The organism is Paraferrimonas haliotis (assembly GCF_002282895.1).
GTDB classification, from domain to species: Bacteria; Pseudomonadota; Gammaproteobacteria; order Enterobacterales; family Shewanellaceae; genus Paraferrimonas; species Paraferrimonas haliotis.
This window is the reverse complement of record NZ_NRRB01000004.1, coordinates 26,856-42,599: the sequence shown is the minus strand read 5'-3', so window position 1 is coordinate 42,599 and position 15,744 is coordinate 26,856. Positions and strand designations below refer to the sequence as shown.

The 15,744-nt window shown below is 47.6% G+C and carries 18 protein-coding genes; 1 reads left to right on the top strand and 17 read right to left on the bottom strand.

Going from position 1 to position 15,744, the window contains the following annotated elements:
- Positions 1 to 21 precede the first annotated feature (21 nt).
- From CLC91_RS09300 to yceD, 10 genes are all read right to left on the bottom strand, one after another.
- Positions 22 to 897, bottom strand: a complete 876-nt coding sequence (locus CLC91_RS09300; protein ID WP_095499515.1) for an NAD(P)-dependent oxidoreductase — start codon at positions 895 to 897, stop codon at positions 22 to 24.
- Positions 890 to 2,395 carry an FGGY family carbohydrate kinase gene (locus tag CLC91_RS09295; RefSeq protein ID WP_095499514.1) on the bottom strand — a complete coding sequence of 502 codons (1,506 nt, stop codon included), beginning with the start codon at positions 2,393 to 2,395 and terminating at the stop codon, positions 890 to 892. Before CLC91_RS09295 ends, CLC91_RS09300 begins: the two co-directional genes overlap by 8 nt.
- A 109-nt stretch (positions 2,396 to 2,504) precedes the next feature.
- Positions 2,505 to 3,743, bottom strand: coding sequence for a beta-ketoacyl-ACP synthase II (gene fabF, locus CLC91_RS09290; protein ID WP_095500315.1), 1,239 nt, complete (start codon positions 3,741 to 3,743; stop codon positions 2,505 to 2,507).
- Between the two features lie 87 nt (positions 3,744 to 3,830).
- The gene (gene acpP / locus CLC91_RS09285) at positions 3,831 to 4,064 is read right to left on the bottom strand and encodes an acyl carrier protein (protein ID WP_095499512.1); all 234 of its coding nucleotides are present in this window, start codon (positions 4,062 to 4,064) and stop codon (positions 3,831 to 3,833) included.
- 161 nt (positions 4,065 to 4,225) lie between these two features.
- Complete coding sequence (gene fabG / locus CLC91_RS09280; RefSeq protein WP_095499511.1) at positions 4,226 to 4,972, bottom strand: 3-oxoacyl-ACP reductase FabG; 747 nt, start codon at positions 4,970 to 4,972, stop codon at positions 4,226 to 4,228.
- A 25-nt stretch (positions 4,973 to 4,997) separates the two neighbouring features.
- Positions 4,998 to 5,918 (bottom strand): ACP S-malonyltransferase, encoded by a 921-nt coding sequence (gene fabD / locus CLC91_RS09275; protein ID WP_095500314.1) that lies wholly within the window; start codon positions 5,916 to 5,918, stop codon positions 4,998 to 5,000.
- Between the two features lie 9 nt (positions 5,919 to 5,927).
- Positions 5,928 to 6,887 (bottom strand): beta-ketoacyl-ACP synthase III, encoded by a 960-nt coding sequence (locus CLC91_RS09270; RefSeq protein WP_095500313.1) that lies wholly within the window; start codon positions 6,885 to 6,887, stop codon positions 5,928 to 5,930.
- 10 nt (positions 6,888 to 6,897) lie between these two features.
- The gene (gene plsX / locus CLC91_RS09265) at positions 6,898 to 7,926 is read right to left on the bottom strand and encodes a phosphate acyltransferase PlsX (RefSeq protein WP_095500312.1); all 1,029 of its coding nucleotides are present in this window, start codon (positions 7,924 to 7,926) and stop codon (positions 6,898 to 6,900) included.
- A gap of 10 nt (positions 7,927 to 7,936) precedes the next feature.
- A complete protein-coding gene (gene rpmF, locus CLC91_RS09260) occupies positions 7,937 to 8,107 on the bottom strand; it encodes a 50S ribosomal protein L32 (RefSeq protein WP_095499507.1) in 171 nt (56 codons plus the stop codon).
- A gap of 16 nt (positions 8,108 to 8,123) precedes the next feature.
- Entirely contained in the window at positions 8,124 to 8,648 is a 525-nt protein-coding gene (yceD, locus tag CLC91_RS09255; protein WP_095499506.1) for a 23S rRNA accumulation protein YceD, read from the bottom strand.
- Between the two features lie 225 nt (positions 8,649 to 8,873).
- On the opposite strand from yceD, the gene CLC91_RS09250 reads away from it, so the two are divergent.
- Positions 8,874 to 9,479, top strand: coding sequence for a Maf family protein (locus tag CLC91_RS09250; RefSeq protein ID WP_095499505.1), 606 nt, complete (start codon positions 8,874 to 8,876; stop codon positions 9,477 to 9,479).
- Here the strand turns inward: CLC91_RS09250 and CLC91_RS09245 are convergent.
- From CLC91_RS09245 to CLC91_RS09215, 7 genes are all read right to left on the bottom strand, one after another.
- Positions 9,476 to 9,934, bottom strand: a complete 459-nt coding sequence (locus tag CLC91_RS09245) for a YcgN family cysteine cluster protein (protein WP_095499504.1) — start codon at positions 9,932 to 9,934, stop codon at positions 9,476 to 9,478. The genes CLC91_RS09250 and CLC91_RS09245 overlap by 4 nt on opposite strands.
- A gap of 23 nt (positions 9,935 to 9,957) precedes the next feature.
- On the bottom strand, positions 9,958 to 10,932 hold the full coding sequence (locus tag CLC91_RS09240; protein ID WP_158220720.1) for a lytic murein transglycosylase: 975 nt from the start codon (positions 10,930 to 10,932) through the stop codon (positions 9,958 to 9,960).
- 16 nt (positions 10,933 to 10,948) lie between these two features.
- On the bottom strand, positions 10,949 to 11,227 hold the full coding sequence (locus CLC91_RS09235; RefSeq protein WP_095499502.1) for a YcgL domain-containing protein: 279 nt from the start codon (positions 11,225 to 11,227) through the stop codon (positions 10,949 to 10,951).
- A 75-nt stretch (positions 11,228 to 11,302) separates the two neighbouring features.
- Complete coding sequence (rnd, locus tag CLC91_RS09230) at positions 11,303 to 12,418, bottom strand: ribonuclease D (protein WP_095500310.1); 1,116 nt, start codon at positions 12,416 to 12,418, stop codon at positions 11,303 to 11,305.
- Between the two features lie 51 nt (positions 12,419 to 12,469).
- Positions 12,470 to 14,140, bottom strand: a complete 1,671-nt coding sequence (gene fadD, locus CLC91_RS09225) for a long-chain-fatty-acid--CoA ligase FadD (RefSeq protein WP_095499545.1) — start codon at positions 14,138 to 14,140, stop codon at positions 12,470 to 12,472.
- A 110-nt stretch (positions 14,141 to 14,250) separates the two neighbouring features.
- On the bottom strand, positions 14,251 to 15,099 hold the full coding sequence (locus CLC91_RS09220; RefSeq protein WP_095499500.1) for an alpha/beta fold hydrolase: 849 nt from the start codon (positions 15,097 to 15,099) through the stop codon (positions 14,251 to 14,253).
- A gap of 6 nt (positions 15,100 to 15,105) precedes the next feature.
- Entirely contained in the window at positions 15,106 to 15,744 is a 639-nt protein-coding gene (locus CLC91_RS09215; RefSeq protein ID WP_095499499.1) for a M50 family metallopeptidase, read from the bottom strand.

Sequence of the window (15,744 nt, the reverse complement as noted above, 5' to 3'; positions counted from 1 at the left end):
ACCTTAAAGGTAAACAATTAGTTAGTCGTTATTTTGCTCAAGTCTCGCAAGCAGACTTGAAGTATCCCAGCGATGGCCACCCAGTTTTTGCACTTCGCTGTAGAATTGATCTACTAATGCCGTCAACGGCAAGTTAGCGCCATTCGTGCGGGCTTCATTAAGTGCGATGCCCAAATCTTTGCGCATCCAATCCACGGCAAAGCCAAAGTCGTATTGGTCTTGTAGCATGGTTTGATAGCGATTTTCCATTTGCCAACTTTGAGCTGCGCCTTTGGAAATGACCTCAACCACTTTTTCGCCATCGAGCCCCGCTTTTTTAGCAAAATGTAACCCTTCCGCCAAGCCTTGAACTACCCCGGCAATGCAAATTTGGTTAACCATCTTAGCCAGCTGACCGCTGCCAACGGGCCCTATCAACTCAGCACAGCGGGCGTAGCTGTCCATAATGGCTTTGGTTGCATTAAACACCTCAGCATCACCACCCACCATTACGGTTAACACGCCGTTTTCAGCACCGGCTTGTCCGCCGGATACCGGCGCATCTAGAAAGCCAATGTCGTGTTTTGCCAGAGTGCTGCTCAGCTCTCGAGCTACATCGGCTGAGGCTGTTGTGTGATCCACAAGAATGGAACCAGGCTTCATACCTAACAACGCGCCCTCTTCACCGATAATAACCTGCTTTAGGTCGTCGTCATTACCAACACAACAAAACACCACATCGGCATCCGCTACCGCAGCCTTTGGCGTAGGCTGAGAACGGCCGCCGAAGTGTTCTACCCAAGTGTCAGCTTTGGCTTGAGTGCGGTTATAAACCGTTACTTGATGGCCGTTTTGCACTAGGTGTCCCGCCATTGGAAAGCCCATAACACCTAATCCTAAAAACGCTACTTTAGCCATGTTGTTGTCTCCGATCTTGATGGTATTTTTGATAACGGGCACTGTTTTCCCTATTTGGCAAAAACCGCTGTTTAACGTGGGCCATCTGTTCTCTTGCTTGCGTTATGTCGCGGTAGCGCCCGCTACCCACTGCGACACACATGGCTGCGCCTAATGCACAGGCTTGGTGTGTATGGATAGTTTCTACTGGTAAATTAAATAGGTCGGCGACCATTTGCAAGAGCTGTTTACTTTGACTGCCTCCACCGCTAACTCGCAGTGTCGTAATCTTGCTATCGGAACAGGCTTGAACTCGATGAAACTCGCGCTTTAAACCAAACAACACCCCTTCCAAACACGCGCGATAGGCTTGATAGCGCTGTGTATTTGTTAACCCCTGAGCACTGCTCTTAGAGGCATAAATCTTGGCCAATATGGCTTGTTCATCCTCTGTAGGCTTAATCGTTAGGCCGTTACAGCCAATAGGGATTGTATCAATATGTTGCATGACCAGCGACTCCACAGACAGTTGCAGCGATTGTGCTTGCTGTTGTTCTTGCAGGCCAAATTGCTGCAGCAATAAGCTCAGTAGCCATAAGCCCTGCTCAAGCTGGATCTCTACAATATGCTGGTTATTGGCAATTGAGGGAAATGCCGGTAAATATCGATAGGCTTCTTGATAGCTTGCTGCCTCAACACTGATGGTTGCCGCAGATCCTAAACTGATGTTGGCCACGCCTGCCAAGCCGCCACCACTGGCAAAGGACTCACAGGCTTTATCTGACCCGGCGGCATACACAGGCAAGCCAACCGGTAGGCCCGTTTTTTGAGCTACCTCAGCAGTAACGCATCCTAATCGTTGGCACGGTGGCACCAATTTTGGTAACTGCTTTGAGGTAATAGCGAGCGCTTTATAGCGCCAATTGTAGCTGGGATACCAAACCCCGGTTTTAAAATTAAAAGGCAGATACCCTATTTGAGAGGCGTCGCTGTCCACCAGAGTTTGGCATAGGTGCCACTGCAACCAAGCTGACAACTGCACCACCTTATTCGCCTTTTGCATGATGTCAGAGCCTTCTGACCAGACATTAACAATGGCTTTTTGGCGTAACAGATGAATGCGCTCGGATACGCCTGCAACTGCGAACGCTAACCGCTGATACCAGGGCATGGGCACAAGCTTGCTGGCCCGTCGTTTATCAGACCAGTGGACAAGATTTGAGATAGGACGAGCGTTTGTATCCAGTGCTATCAGGCAATTGCGCTGACAAGTAATACTGATACCCCGCAGTTGCGATAGAGCGGGATGGTGTTTGCTGGTGAGTTGCTTAAGAGCGGACTCTAACAGGCTAATCACCGCACTCGGCTGGTACTCTTTGCGTTGTGGCTCTGTTGGGCTGTCGATAAAGTTTGGTGATGCCAGCTGAACGGCATCGAGGGTTTCACCGCCATCGGAAACTAATAAGGCCCGCAGGCTTTGTGTGCCAAAATCTACTGCGATAAAACTGGCTGGTTCCATTGCCCCTCACAATCCATTAAAAAGCCGGTTGTTATGTTACGACAACCGGCTATTAATTCAACTAATGAATGGCGTTTAGCTTAATCCATTAAACGCCCATAAATCCGAGCTAGATTTTCTTAAATAGCAGAGAGCCATTCGTGCCACCAAATCCGAATGAATTGCACAAGGCGTATTCCATGTCGGCATCGCTGGCGACGTTGGCGACAAAATCAAGATCACAACCTTCATCAGGATTATCCAGATTAATGGTCGGTGGGATGCGCTGATCACGTAAGGCCAACAAAGTAAAGATGGCTTCGACAGAGCCCGCAGCCCCTAATAAGTGCCCGGTCATCGATTTAGTAGAGCTTACCTTTAATTGATAAGCGTGCTCAGCAAAGACTTGTTTCACAGCGGCCGCTTCGGCTTTATCGCCTGCAGGAGTCGAGGTGCCGTGGGCATTAATGTAGCCAACCAACTCTTTGTCGATGCCCGCATCCGCAACCGCATTCGCCATCGCCAACGCTGCACCGGCGCCATCTGCCGGTGGTGAGGTCATGTGAAAAGCATCGCCACTCATGCCAAAGCCTACCAGCTCGCCGTAAATGGTGGCCCCACGAGCTTTCGCGTGTTCGTACTCTTCCATAACCATCATTCCGGCACCCTCGCCCATGACAAAGCCATCGCGATCTTTGTCCCACGGACGACTGGCCGCTTTAGGATCATCGTTACGTGTCGATAACGCTTTTGCTGCGGCAAAGCCGCCTATGCCCATGGCGGTAGTAACCATTTCTGCGCCGCCGGCAATCATTACATCGGCATCACCGTATGCAATGGTTCTCGCCGCAAATCCGATGTTGTGAACGCCGGTGGTACAGGCGGTGGTTACTGCGAAATTAGGCCCTGTCATGCCATATTTAATGGAAACATGACCGGCAATCATATTAATAATGCAGCTTGGAATGAAAAACGGAGAAATCTTTCTTGGACCACCTTTAAGGTAGGCAGAATGATTATTTTCAATGGCTTCCATACCACCGATGCCAGCACCAATGGCTGTGCCTACTCGATGTTTCGGCAACGAATCCATATCCAACTTGGCGTCTTCAATGGCTTGAATCGATGCCGCCATGCCGTAATGAATGAAGGGATCCATTTTACGCGCATCTTTACGGGAGACGTATTGAGTGACGTCAAAGTCCTTAACGCACGCCGCAAACTGACAAGCAAATTCAGAGGCATCAAATTTCTCAATTTTGTCGACACCACTTTGGCCTGCTAATAAAGCCTTCCAAGTCGTCTCAACATCATTACCGACGGGAGTGACCGCTCCCAGTCCTGTAATTACAACGCGGCGTTTGCTCATGGCTATCTCCTCTACCGAATCGTTAAAATGGTTCGCTTAAAACAAAAACAGGCGGCTCAAGGCCACCTGTTTTCAAAATTCTGGCACTTATTGATTGTTAGTAACGTAATCAATAGCTGCTTGAACGGTAGTGATTTTCTCAGCTTCTTCATCTGGAATCTCAGTATCGAACTCTTCTTCAAGAGCCATTACTAGTTCAACAGTGTCTAGAGAATCTGCACCTAGGTCGTCTACGAAAGAAGCTTCTGCTTTTACGTCTTCTTCTTTAACACCTAGTTGTTCTACGATAATCTTGTGTACGCGTTCTTGGATGTTGCTCATGTTTTTTTATTCCCATTAATTTACGCTGTTGCGTATGATGCGAGTAGTTTATTCTATTTGAACGTTAATGCAAGCCGGAAAATTGTGGTCTAACCACGAAAATACCACCCGACTCACACTTTTTCTCTACTAGTTCGTAACTTTTCAATGCAGTGACTGCATTAAACCATGTACATGCCGCCATTAACGTGCAAAGTCTCGCCCGTTATGTATCCAGCTGCATCCGATGCCAAAAACGCGACCGTTTGCGCAATTTCTTGCGGTTGGCCCAAACGCGCCATTGGTACTTGAGACATGATTCCGGATTGTTGCTCTTCAGTCAACTCATCTGTCATATCTGTCTGGATAAATCCAGGTGCAATGGCATTCACGGTAATGTTACGACTGGCCACTTCCCGAGCTAACGACTTAGTAAAGCCTAATAGACCGGCTTTTGCTGCACCATAGTTGGCTTGACCAGCGTTACCCATGGTACCGATGACTGAACCAATATTAATGATGCGGCCTGAACGCGCTTTCATCATTGGACGCAATACCTGCTTGGTCAAATGAAAGACAGAACTTAAGTTGGTAGCGATGATATCGTCCCACTCATCGTCTTTCATGCGCATCATTAGGTTATCGCGGGTGATGCCTGCGTTATTAACTAAGATATCAACACTACCGGCTTTTTCTTTGATCTGAGTGAATAAAGCGGCAATTGACTCTTTATCGGTGACATTTAACACCATACCATGGCCTTGTTCACCAAGGTATTCGCCAATAGCAGCAGCGCCACGCTCACTGGTAGCAGTTCCAATCACGGTTGCACCGGCACTGGCTAAGGTTTCTGCGATTGCACGTCCAATACCACGGCTAGCACCGGTAACCAGAGCGACTTTACCGTTTAAGTCAAAACTGATGCTCATCAATTAATCCTTTTTGTTTAAATTTCTAAAGGGCATCAATATCAGCTTGGGTGTTAAACGCCTTAGCTGATACTGCTTTGTTAATTCGTTTCGTTAAGCCAGTTAGCACTTTGCCTGGACCACACTCTACAAGGTTATCAACCCCTTCTGCGGCCATTGCATTGACGGTTTCTGTCCAACGTACAGGGCAATATAATTGACGCACTAACGCGTCTTTGATGTCAGCGGCAGTGCGTGCTTGAGCCACATCAACGTTATTAATGACGTTAATTTCTGGCTGAGTAAACTCAATGGTTTCAAGCGCTTTAGCAAGCTCATCGGCGGCGGGCTTCATCAACGCACAATGAGATGGCACACTCACAGGTAATGGCAGTGCACGTTTCGCACCGGCTTCTTTGCACAAAGCACCAGCACGTTCTACGGCCGCTTTATTACCGGCAATGACCACCTGGCCGGGGCTATTAAAGTTTACCGGGCTCACAACTTCACCTTGAGCAGCTTGATCGCAGGCAGCGGCAATTGCGTCGTCATCAAGACCAATGATGGCGTACATAGCACCTTCACCTGCAGCAACCGCTTTTTGCATCAATTGACCGCGCAGTTCAACCAGCTTTACCGCATCGTTAAAATCGATGACGCCGGCACACACCAGTGCTGAGTATTCACCCAAACTGTGTCCAGCGAGCAAGACAGGTTTTTCACCGCCATTGGCCAAATAAGTTCGCCACAATGCAACACTGGCGGTTAATAACGCCGGTTGGGTTTTATCGGTTTGATTCAGTGATTCTGCCGGCCCATCTAAAACCAAGGCTTTTAGGTCGTAACCTAACGCCTCATTGGCTTGCTCGAAGATTTGTTGGGCTGCGAATGAATTTTCCAATACGTCGGCTAACATACCGACAGACTGAGACCCTTGTCCCGGAAAAACAAAAGCGGTTTTTGACATGTTCATTCCTTAGAATTTAACCAGCGCCGAGCCCCAAGTAAATCCGGCTCCAAACGCTTCAAGTAATAAAATTTGACCCCGCTGAATGCGGCCATCTCTAATGGCTTCATCAAGGGCAATAGGCACCGATGCGGCTGACGTATTGCCGTGTCGGTCCAAGGTAAGTACCACCTGCTCCATATCCATGTTTAGCTTACGAGCGGTGGCTTTAATGATTCGGTAGTTTGCTTGGTGCGGCACCAGCCAATCGATATCCGATTTATCAATGTTATTGGCCGTTACCGTCTGCTCAACCACATTGGCCAACTGAGTGACCGCGACTTTAAACACTTCATTGCCAGACATGTGAATGTATTCAGAGGCTTTGCCACTTTCTACCGTACGCTGGTTGAGTGTGCATTTAAGCAGATCGCCATAGGCGCCATCAGCATGTAAATGCGTTGAAATAATCCCGCTTTCTTCACTTGCGCCAACTACTGCAGCACCGGCACCGTCGCCAAATAAGATGATGGTGGAGCGATCCGCTTCGTCGCACAAACGAGATAAAATATCGGCGCCAATCACCAGTACTTTTTTGGCATCGCCGGTCTTTACAAATTTATCTGCAACCGCCAACGCGTAAATAAAGCCTGAACATGCGGCGGCGACGTCAAAACATGGAATGTTTTTAACGCCAAGCATGGCCTGAATTTCACAGGCCGATGCCGGAAAGGCATTATCACCGGATGTGGTACCCACCACTATCATGTCCAGCTCAGAGGGCTCAACACCGGCCATTTCTAATGCTTTTAAAGAGGCCTGATAGCCCATCGAGGAAACAGATTCTTCACTGGCGGCAATGCGACGCTCAGAAATACCTGTTCGTTCTACAATCCAAGAATCTGAGGTATCAACCATTTTTTCGAGATCTTGATTGCTACGAACTTGCTCAGGCAAATAGCTGCCTGTGCCGAGAATTTTTGTGTTCATAAACTAATGTCTAGTTGCTCTTATCCAACAGTATTTGTTCTAAACGCTCGGTCACCTTTTGCGGCAGTGAACGCTCGACTTCCATGATTGCCAAGTTGATTGCTTGGGTAAATGCAGCTTGATCAGCATTTCCATGGCTTTTTACTACAATGCTGCGCAATCCTATCAAACTTGCACCATTGTAGTGGTCGGGGTTCATCTGATTCAAACCGGAATTGAGTTTGGAAGAAAATACTCGAGCGAAATATCGAGTAATAAGTGAACGATTCAGACTGGCTCGAATTTTATCCGCCATTAAACGAGCCACACCTTCACTGCTTTTCAGGGCGATGTTGCCGACGAACCCATCACAAACAATAACATCTACGTCACCGCTGTATATTCGGTCACCTTCAATAAAGCCAATATAATTGAGTTGCTTAGTGTCTTTGAGCAATTGCGCCGCTTGCTGAACCTGATCGTTGCCCTTCATGTCTTCAACGCCAACGTTTAACAGCGCGATTCTTGGTGACTTAATGTTGTCGACGGTCTCAGCTATGGCCGCGCCCATTACAGCAAATTGAAACAACAATTCTGAATCACAGGAGATGTTAGCCCCCAAATCCAGCATATAAGTGGGTGTTTGATTTATCGACGGCATGCCGGTAATCAGGGCCGGTCTGTCGATACCAGGCAGGGTTTTTAACAACACCTTGGCCATGGTCATCAAGGCACCGGTATTGCCAGCACTTACGCAACCGTCGGCTTTTCCTTGCTCCACCAAATCAAGCGCTATTCGCATTGAAGAGGCTTTTTTATTACGTAGAGCGGAAAGAGGTCGCTCGTCCATTGCCACAACCTGAGCGGCGTGTTTAACGATGAGTCGTGGATGTAATTGGGCTTGATGTTGACGAAGAATTGGGGATAGCACCCTCTCATCACCAACAAGAATGATTTTTAGAAGCGGGGAATGTTCAAGTGCCTGCACGGCGGCAGGCACTATCATTTGGGGGCCATGATCGCCCCCCATGGCATCTAACGCAAGCGTCAGATTAGTCATGGGCAGTCAACTACTTGTTGACAACCTTTTGACCACGGTAGAAACCGTCTGCAGTCACGTGGTGACGCAAGTGTTTCTCACCGGTTTGGCTATCCACTGACAATTGAGTGGTAGTCAAAGCATCGTGTGAACGACGCATGCCACGCTTTGAACGGGTTTTACGATTCTGTTGTACGGCCATTGACCTAGTCTCCTGATTACTTGCTCTTCAGCTTCTCTAACACGGCAAACGGATTTGGACGTTCCTCTTGCACATCTTCAACCTTACCAACGGTAAGATCTTGGCTACCCATCTGACACTCACCTTCACGGTGCATGGCAATAATAGGCATGGCTACAATCAGTTCATCTTCGATTAACTGATGTAGGTGAATTTCGCCAATCTCATTCACTACAATCGGATCATACATATCCGGGAGCTCATCGATTTTTGTTTCATCCTTTACAGGCGTAAAACAAAAGTCGACCATTACCTCTGTGTTAAATGGCGTCATACAGCGTTGGCACTCCAAGGTGAGCTCCGTCACAGCCTTCCCTCTCAGGTAGACTATCCCTTGAACATCAACTCCGCATTCCAATGACACCGTCACTTCGGAACAGTCGCCGGCACAAATCCCGTTCAATCGCTTTAGCTGTCTACCAGGGATAACTCCTTGGTATTCAAGCCGTTTATTAGCTGCTCGAACCGGATCGATGGTAACCGGTATCTTAATTTGTTGCATAGGCGCGCATTCTCAAACAATCCGCACAGGAGGCGCATTCTACCGAGCTTAGGGCTATTGTCAAGGGATCTTGTTCGCCTTTGTTGTGTTATCCAACACCGCTAACACCCTTTTAGCCTCGGGCTTTGAGAGATATCTCTCTTGCCCAAGCCTGCAACCAAGGTTAAGCTTGTCCAACTTATCCTATTTACGGCTTAATTTGCCCAATTTCAGCAGTGCATTCCTATGTCTAAAACCATTATTTTAGCCTCCACTTCGGTGTTTAGAAAAGCAATTTTAGAAAAACTTAACATTGATTTTAAAACAGCCAAGCCCGAGGTCGATGAAACCGCACTCTGTGGCGAAAGTGCGCCACAGTTAGTCGAACGCTTAGCCATCGAAAAAGCACGAGCCGTTGCTAAGCAGCACCCCAATGCGCTGATTATTGGCAGCGATCAAGTGGCGCTTAACGGCGACCAAATTCTAGGTAAGCCATACCAGCATGACAACGCCGTTAAACAACTTCAACAAGCCAGTGGCAAAGTGGTGACCTTTTACACCGGCTTATGCTTGTATGACAGCAGTAACGATAGCTACCAAAGTTTGGTGGAGCCGTTTAAGGTGCATTTTAAAGCGTTAACGGAACAACAAATTGAAGGTTACTTGCTCACAGAGCAGCCTTACCAATGCGCTGGAAGCTTTAAAAGTGAAGGCTTAGGTATTGCGCTATTTGACCGCTTAGAAGGCCGTGACCCCAATACTCTAATCGGACTGCCATTAATCTCGCTATTAGAGATGCTGCAACAGTCCGGTGTGGATGTATTAACTCAACTCGCCGCTAAACAGCGCTAGTCCATGATGGGCCATATGACGATATGGTCCTGCAATTCTTTTATTTGAGTTTCGCAAATGGTTTTACCCTGCACCGACTTTTGCTTTCTGTGCATTTTTCGCTTATCGCCAGCAATTAGGTAATGCCATTTGGGAAGCGACTCACCGTAATACAAGCGCTTATACGCACAACTATTAGGTAACCAAGGCAGTGACTCGATATTCTCTAGGGTAATGGTGACGCAATCCGGCACGTACTTAAATCGGGTCTCATATTGCTTACACTGGCAGCTCTTGTCATCTAAGAGTTTACAGGCCACCTCGGTGTAATAAATATCGTCGGTGTCGTCATCGATGACTTTATTGAGGCAGCACTTGCCGCAACCATCACACAGTTGTTCCCACTCGTCGCTGGTTAGCTCTGATAATGATTTGGTTTCCCAAAAACCCGTTCCAGCTTTGTATTTCGACGCCAACTTACAACCTTACCTATGACTGGTTATTGAAACTTGATCCGATCCGCCAAATAGGCGGTCGCAATCGCTTGATAAAATGGAAATGACTCTCCCATCAGCAATTTGAAATTGGGGTAGCCTATGTAAATACGTCCTTCGATACCATCCGGCACAACCAAGCCAACATCCATATTAGAGATTTGAGGTAGTCGACCACCGTCCCAAGCGGTAACGCCTAAGGCTTCCCAATTGGCCAACGATTGCACCGTTTCAAAATTAAACAGTGATGCGTCTAAGGCTTCGGTGAGCTTTGCTTGTCGTCCCCAAGTGCGTCGACGGTCCCAGCCCTGCTCACTAAGCTCATTGGCTAAGGTTGCCATAATATCACCCAGGTTATTCCAAACATCGATTCGACCGTCATTGTCGTAATCTACACCATAACTAAGAAGCTGCGTCGGAGACAGTAAATACGGCCCTAGCAAACCATCGCCGTTGCTGGTTAGTTGCTCCAATCGATATTGCCCAGAGACAACTAGCTGCAACGCGGCAAGGGTTTGTTCCATCCAATAGGCGTTATCTTGGTCAGCGTATCCGCGACTGATTAACACTGACAACGCAGGAAAACTGCCCTGCTCTCTACCAAAGTCATGCAACAAAGCCCACTTGGCCACGATAAAGCGCACTTGCACGCCGTAGGCTGCATCAATTTGTTCAAACAGGGCTTGGTGATCATTATAATAGCTGCGCACTTGCCGCACCTTATCCATGGGGGCATATTGACGCAGGTAGCGCTCTAAATTCATCTCTGGCGCTTCTTCCGCTAATGGGCTTTCAACGCTCATGCGCTTATAGCGTTTTACACTCGACAAGATAGGCTTAATACGCGATTCAGTCATACCGCTGGCAACCGCTTGCTTTTCTACATGAGCCACATAATCGCTGTAACTGTCAAAACTTGTAGCCGCTGTGGCTGTGAACACACAACCTAACCCTAAAATTAAGCCAATAAAGTAGCGCATAATCATCCTTGTTTTATTAATCTTGTTTTTGTTGTGCTCTGTGCTGCTTGAGCAAATCTTCTTGCGGTGGTGGCAGTTGTAAATAGAAGCCCTTTTCTAACAAATCCGCTTTTACCAATTCAATGTCAGCCATGGCCAACTTTTCTAACTTGGATATTGGCAATAACATCACAAATTTTGGCGCTCCAAACAAGTTGGAAAGCGCTTCAGGCAAACAGCTAAAATCGTCTTTACTCTTCAGATACAGATAAGTATCCGCGCGACGAGTACTCTTATATACGGCACAAATTTTCATTAATTACGCTCTATTCACAAAATCTGGCGTACTATACCACATCCAATATTGGCGACAGCATCGAGTTGCTAAAAGTTAGATTTGAACAGCAAGCGATTCAAAGCTGCTGGTTAACAAACTGCCGCGCCAGCCATTAAGTACCAGCGGTTGTTTACCTTCTTTTTTATGATGCAGCCACAACAGGTATTCGTGTAACAAACGTTTAGGCGCCAAGGTTTCAATTGCGACCTGATGAGACTCGGCTATGGTTAGTGCAGTGCTTTTTAAGCGTTTCAACGCTTGCTTATAGGCATTGCTTAGTGCGATTTGTTCAAATTGTGGCGGTAGGTCGTCAAAATCAGTCGCTACCACGCATTGCGCCAATGCTTTAGCGTGACGTCGTTTTTCATGATCGGTAAGGGATGACAACTGATTCACCTGAGGAGCGTTCTTTGGCATGCGCATTGCCACATCTAAAAGGCCGGCGTCTTTAACCACAAACCCCACCGCTAAATTGCGACTCATGGCCTGGTTTAAGCGCCAACTGGCTAGCTCTCTTAACACGGCCAACTCTGGCCGGCTAAGCTTACCCGCGCCTTTTACTCGCAAATACGCCTGCTCTGGGTTAGGTGTTAGCAAACGTCCTTCACACAAACGCTGACACTCCTGTGTTAACCACTGTTCGCGCTCGCTGTCATTAATGCGCTTAGCCAATTTCGGGTATATTTGATGTAAATACAGCACGTCATTTGCGGCATAGTTTAATTGCGCTTGAGATAGAGGTCTGCGGGTCCAATCGGTTCTCGATTCACCTTTATCTATGCTAATGCCCAGTTGCTCCTCCACCAATTTTGCATAACCCAGTGCCGGTCCATCTCCTAACAGAGCGCTGGCGATTTGGGTGTCAAACAAAGGGGCTGGGATCACTTTGCCGTAATGGGCAAATACGTCCAAATCTTCTGAGCAGCTGTGCAGCACTTTAACGATAGTCGGATCCGTCAATAGCGCCCAAAATCCCGATAGGTCAAGACCTACTCTTGGGTCAATCAGAGCCAGTTGCTCACCGTCGTATATTTGAATCAAGCCAAATTCAGCATGGTAGGTTCGCTGCCGCACAAATTCGGTGTCGAGACTTAAAACCTCTGCTGTTTGATAGGCGTCAACCAATCGGTCTAACTCGCCCTGCTCTGCTATGTATTGATAATCTGGCACTCAGCCTCTCCAATAATAGAACAGCTGACCTAGGCCAGCTGTTGTGTCGTATTATGCTTGCTGCTCATCTCGTAACAAGCGTCGTAAAATTTTACCGACATTTGTTTTGGGTAGCTCATCTCTAAACTCTACGTGACGAGGCACCTTATAGCCAGTGAGATTCTTACGACAATGGCTGATGACATCTTCTTTGGTAAGTTTGCTGTCGTTAGACACCACAACCAGCTTCACTTCTTCTCCAGAAACCGGATGCGGCACGCCAATTGCCGCGGCTTCGATAATTGCTGGGTGAGTTACAGCAACGCCTTCCACTTCGTTAGGGAATACATTGAAGCCCGAAACCAAGATCATGTCTTTTTTACGGTCCACGATAAAGGTGTAGCCCCGCTCATCCATGTAACCAATGTCACCGGTAGACAACCAACCGTCTTTATCAACGGTTTCTGCGGTGGCTTCTGGACGTTTCCAGTAACCTTTCATCACCTGTGGACCGCGACCTTGAATTTCGCCGGTTTCTCCCAGTGGTAATGGCTTGCCCTGATCATCAACGATGCGCAAGTCCGTACCTGGGATCGGCAAACCAATGGAGCCATTGTATGCTGGTAAATCGGACGGTGCTACCGTGAGCACAGGCGAGCTTTCGGTAAGGCCATAGCCTTCAAGCAAGCGACACTTAGTCACTTCCATCCACTTATCGGCCACTGCTTTTTGCACCGCCATACCGCCGCCTAACGACATTTTCAGTTGGCTAAAATCAACTTTGGCGAAGTCGTCGTTATGGACAAGGGCGTTAAAGAGCGTGTTCACACCGGTTAAACAGGTAAATGGGTATTTTTCCAAATCGGCGATGAACGCCGGCAAATCACGAGGATTGGTAATGAGGATGTTGTGAGCGCCCAATTTTAAGAACAGCAGTCCGTTTACCACCAGCGCGAAGATATGGTAAAGCGGCAGCGCTGTTACGATAACTTCTTCATTTTCAACTAACAGCTTGCTGTAGTATTGATCCACCTGATTTAAGTTCGATACCACGTTGGTGTGCGTCAGCATGGCGCCTTTCGACACCCCAGTAGTGCCACCTGTGTATTGCAAAAACGCCAAATCATCGCCATTAAGTCGAGGGTTAACGTATTGACGTCTGCGACCTTTGCGCAGCGCTTGTTTGAACGAAAGCGCATTGGGAATATGGTATTTAGGTACCATTTTTTTGATGTACTTAACCACAAAGTTCACCACGGTACCTTTCGCCGTGCCGAGCTGATCGCCAAGGCTGGTAATGATGACGTTTTCAACCGGGGTTTCTTTAATGACGGCTTCTACGGTGTTGGCGAAGTTTGAAACCACCACCAATACCTTTGCTTCAGCGTCGCATAACTGATGCTTAAGCTCTCGCGGTGTATAAAGCGGATTAACGTTAACCACAACCATTCCGGCTCGAAGCGCACCAAACAAGGCTATCGGATATTGCAGCAAGTTAGGCATCATAATGGCAACCCGGTCGCCTTTTTTAAGCTTTAGGTCTTGCTGAAGATACGCTGCAAATGCTCTACTGCGCTCTTCCAGCTTACGAAACGTCATGGTCACACCCATGTTGTCGTAGGCCGGATTGTCATTAAAACGATTGACGGCTGTATTAAATACATCCACTAAGGTTTTATCGTCGCTTTCTTGTAATTCTGGAGAAACACCTTCAGGGTAGTTCTCAAGCCATGGTTTGTTCACCATTATCTCCTTTGTGCGCTCTTTTTCTGCGAGCGGCTCTTTTAAGTTCTATTTCGCAACCGCCCTATTATTTGCGACTAATATCACATATTTAGAGCAATAGTTCTAGACTAACGCAAACCTGTGTTTGCTAGCCAAATTCGTATTTTATTTGCCGTATCCTGTGCAGAGTGCATATGACAATGATGACCACCGTCTACCGACTTTACAGTTAGCGCGCGCCACCAGTCTCGGCGCTGCTCTAGGTAGCGATTTACCTTGTGAGCACTGCAATTACCTTGGATGAGCAAAGTGGGCGTTGTCAGCGGCTTTAGTAGCTCTTTGGCCTGCGCTTCGCTCATTTTTATCGGAGAAGCACTGTTCAGCCGAGCATCACTTCGCCATAACCAACCACCAGCTACCTTACGAGCGTTTCGTTCAAGCATAGGTTGCACTTGCGCAGGCGTTAACCCAGACAGCTTTGCTCGGGCCTCAATCATGCGCGACAACTCAAAAGGTTTCGCTACTTTTTCTTTCTTAAGTCGACTCAGGTGCTGGTTAACACTGGTGTGCAATTGCTCTCGAGTTTGCCCAGGCTTTGCCGTGACCGGACCAAAACTTTCGATAAGCACTAACCTGTTGATTGACTCCGGCGATATCGCAACAAAAGCCGATGCCACTATCCCACCAAGGGAGTGACCGATGATCGCCAAGGGCGGTTTTGGGAGTTCCTCGATGACGGCCGCAAGATCCAACAAATAATCGGCCCAATGATAAGGGTAATTTCCTGGGCGGTGGTCGGACATTCCATGCCCAGACCAGTCCAAGCTCACAATATAGAAGTCGTTGCTCAAATACTGAGCAAGTTCTGCAAAGCTTTGAGAATTATCTAACCATCCGTGCAAACACAGCAGCAACGGCTTTTCTGAGTTTCCCCAAGTTTGCGCAACTAAGGGCACTGGTGTTTGGTTAAATTTCATAGGCTGTTATGACCGAGTAAGTTGTTTCCAACAATACCAAAGTAACACTAACGATATAGAAAACCACATAACAATCCATACCAGCGCCGGAACATAGGTTAATTGGCTTAACATGAAGGCGTCGCCTCGTTTGTGGGTAAGCAATAAATAGAGAGGGCTTTTTATGGCATTAAGCAACACCGTCATGCCCACTAACTGCATCGCTAACGCCAACCAACGATTGCTTGGAAAGCGCATAGAAAAACCAAACAGCGCCACAAAGCCAATCACGATAATAGCCGTTAATAAGTCTCTAACCCAAAGCAGCAAGCTAACAACCAGCAACACCAATATGAGACTGCACACCCACTTGGCAAACTTAGGTTTCGCACTGATCACTAATATGGCGGCTCCCCAAAGTGACGCGCCGGCATATCCACTAAAGGCTATAAGGGTCGACCACCCCCCTTGGCTGAAACAAAGTCCCGAGCCATTAAGGTATAAATGCAACGACGTTACAGTACCGGCGGTAAATACGGTCGCTAGCGCGTGCGATATTTCATGAAAATAAGTTTCTAACCAGTTGAGCGGCAAACCAATAATAGGCACGTAAGTAATAATGATTGCCGCAATCAGCAAACTAAAAAACCGTATTTGCTTGGTCAT

Coding starts and splice junctions, on each gene's coding strand:
- CLC91_RS09300 (WP_095499515.1), bottom strand. CDS start 897: ATGGCTAAAGTAGCGTTTTTAGGATTAGGTGTTATGGGCTTTCCAATG.
- CLC91_RS09295 (WP_095499514.1), bottom strand. CDS start 2,395: ATGGAACCAGCCAGTTTTATCGCAGTAGATTTTGGCACACAAAGCCTG.
- fabF (WP_095500315.1), bottom strand. CDS start 3,743: ATGAGCAAACGCCGCGTTGTAATTACAGGACTGGGAGCGGTCACTCCC.
- acpP (WP_095499512.1), bottom strand. CDS start 4,064: ATGAGCAACATCCAAGAACGCGTACACAAGATTATCGTAGAACAACTA.
- fabG (WP_095499511.1), bottom strand. CDS start 4,972: ATGAGCATCAGTTTTGACTTAAACGGTAAAGTCGCTCTGGTTACCGGT.
- fabD (WP_095500314.1), bottom strand. CDS start 5,918: ATGTCAAAAACCGCTTTTGTTTTTCCGGGACAAGGGTCTCAGTCTGTC.
- CLC91_RS09270 (WP_095500313.1), bottom strand. CDS start 6,887: ATGAACACAAAAATTCTCGGCACAGGCAGCTATTTGCCTGAGCAAGTT.
- plsX (WP_095500312.1), bottom strand. CDS start 7,926: ATGACTAATCTGACGCTTGCGTTAGATGCCATGGGGGGCGATCATGGC.
- rpmF (WP_095499507.1), bottom strand. CDS start 8,107: ATGGCCGTACAACAGAATCGTAAAACCCGTTCAAAGCGTGGCATGCGT.
- yceD (WP_095499506.1), bottom strand. CDS start 8,648: ATGCAACAAATTAAGATACCGGTTACCATCGATCCGGTTCGAGCAGCT.
- CLC91_RS09250 (WP_095499505.1), top strand. CDS start 8,874: ATGTCTAAAACCATTATTTTAGCCTCCACTTCGGTGTTTAGAAAAGCA.
- CLC91_RS09240 (WP_158220720.1), bottom strand. CDS start 10,932: ATGCGCTACTTTATTGGCTTAATTTTAGGGTTAGGTTGTGTGTTCACA.
- CLC91_RS09235 (WP_095499502.1), bottom strand. CDS start 11,227: ATGAAAATTTGTGCCGTATATAAGAGTACTCGTCGCGCGGATACTTAT.
- CLC91_RS09220 (WP_095499500.1), bottom strand. CDS start 15,099: ATGAAATTTAACCAAACACCAGTGCCCTTAGTTGCGCAAACTTGGGGA.
- CLC91_RS09215 (WP_095499499.1), bottom strand. CDS start 15,744: ATGACCAAGCAAATACGGTTTTTTAGTTTGCTGATTGCGGCAATCATT.